At 46.3% G+C, this 1,608-nt stretch carries 2 protein-coding genes; both read left to right on the forward strand.

The annotated features are described in order from the left end of the window. Positions 1–449 (forward strand): hypothetical protein (locus A1D16_RS00895; RefSeq protein WP_366206315.1); only part of this gene is annotated, 449 nt, incomplete at its 5' end. Between the two features lie 116 nt (positions 450–565). After that, on the forward strand, positions 566–1,608 hold a 1,043-nt coding region (locus tag A1D16_RS00900), incomplete at its 3' end, for an anthranilate synthase component I family protein (RefSeq protein ID WP_290706812.1).

Here is a 1,608-nt window from a genome sequence, read left to right on the forward strand (position 1 = left end):
GTTTTTGTGCTATGGCTGCTAAATCTGATAAGGAAAAAAAGACTACCCCAAAAGCTTCTTCCAAGGAAGAGCCGGTAAAGAAAACTTCTTCGAAATCCAAGAAACAATTGGAAGACGATGAGGAGGATGATTTTGATGAGGAAGAGGAAACTCCGAAAGCATCAAAAAAAGCTTCCAAATCTGCAAAATCAAAATCTGAGGACGAAGATGATGAGGATGATATTGCCGATGATGAAGAAGATGATTGGGATAAGGTAGACGAAGAAGATAACTGGGATCCTGATTTTGAAGAGTTTGATCTTCCGAAATCCAAAACGAAAAAGAGCGCTGGTTCCGGTGGCTCTAAAAAGTCTGCGAAAGACGATGACGATCTTGGACTGGATGATGATTTCAAGGACATGGATCTTTTCAACGACTCTGGTTTTGATGACGACGAGGAAGATTTCTAATGTCAACTAATACCATCTTGCATGGCAGGCAGTTCCGGGAATTTGAGTGGACTGCTTCGCCGGAAACTAAGTCGCAAATGTTGAATTGGGCCAACCGATTCAACATTTGTTGCTTTATGGATAACCATGGTTACCGCGAAGGGTTGCATGGTTTCGAATGCCTGCTGGCTGCCGGCGCCTGGAAAAAGATAGCCGAACCGGCAGGCCATGCGCTGGAAAGCCTGCAGGGTTTTCTGCAGGCAGAAGGTGATTGGCTTTTCGGTCATCTTGGATTTGGCCTCAAGGCGGAGACCATGCAAAGCTATTCCTCCCTGCCAGACCCGGTTGGTTTTCCTGATCTCTGTTTTTTTATTCCCGAATACCTGCTGCTGATAAAGGAGAATAAGCTGTGGATTAGCAGTTATGGCTTAGACCCTGCGCATGTTTTGCAGCAGCTTCAAAAAGAAAGTATATCGGCACATTCCTTGTTTTCCCCGGTAGAGTTAAAGCCGGCGTTTTCTGCGCAGGAGTATATCAGCCGGGTGGAAGCATTAAAAGCGCATATTCATAGGGGTGACTGTTATGAGATTAATTTTTGCCAGGAGTTTCGGGCCGCTGATGTGGAGCTTGATCCTGTAAAGGTTTTTAAAGAGCTGGTTTCCGTGTCGCCGAACCCCTTTTCTGTGTTTTATAAATGGGAAAAGCGGTACCTGCTTTGCGCCAGCCCCGAGCGTTTTTTTCGCCTCGAAGGAAAAAATGTGTGGTCTCAGCCAATTAAGGGTACATCTCCCCGCTACCCTGCTAACCCGGAACAGGATCGTCTTTCTGCAAAGGAGTTGGTTGCCAGCGAAAAGGAGCGTTCTGAGAATGTAATGGTTGTTGACCTGGTGAGAAATGATCTGTCGAGGGTTTGTGTTCCCGGTTCGGTTAAGGTGGACGAATTGTTTGGCGTATATAGTTTTCCCCAGGTACATCAGCTTGTGTCCACGATTTCCGGAGAGCTGCAGGAAGGCAAGGGAATAGTTGATCTGATCAGGGCATGTTTTCCTATGGGATCTATGACGGGTGCGCCTAAGAAACGGGTGCTGGAACTAATTGAGCAGTATGAGATTTTACAGAGGGGGCTTTACTCCGGAGCAGTTGGTTATATTACACCAGACGGTATTGCAGATTTCAATGT

The sequence above is a fragment of the Flavihumibacter sp. CACIAM 22H1 genome, from assembly GCF_001601815.1.
Taxonomy (GTDB): Bacteria; Bacteroidota; Bacteroidia; order Chitinophagales; family Chitinophagaceae; genus Flavihumibacter.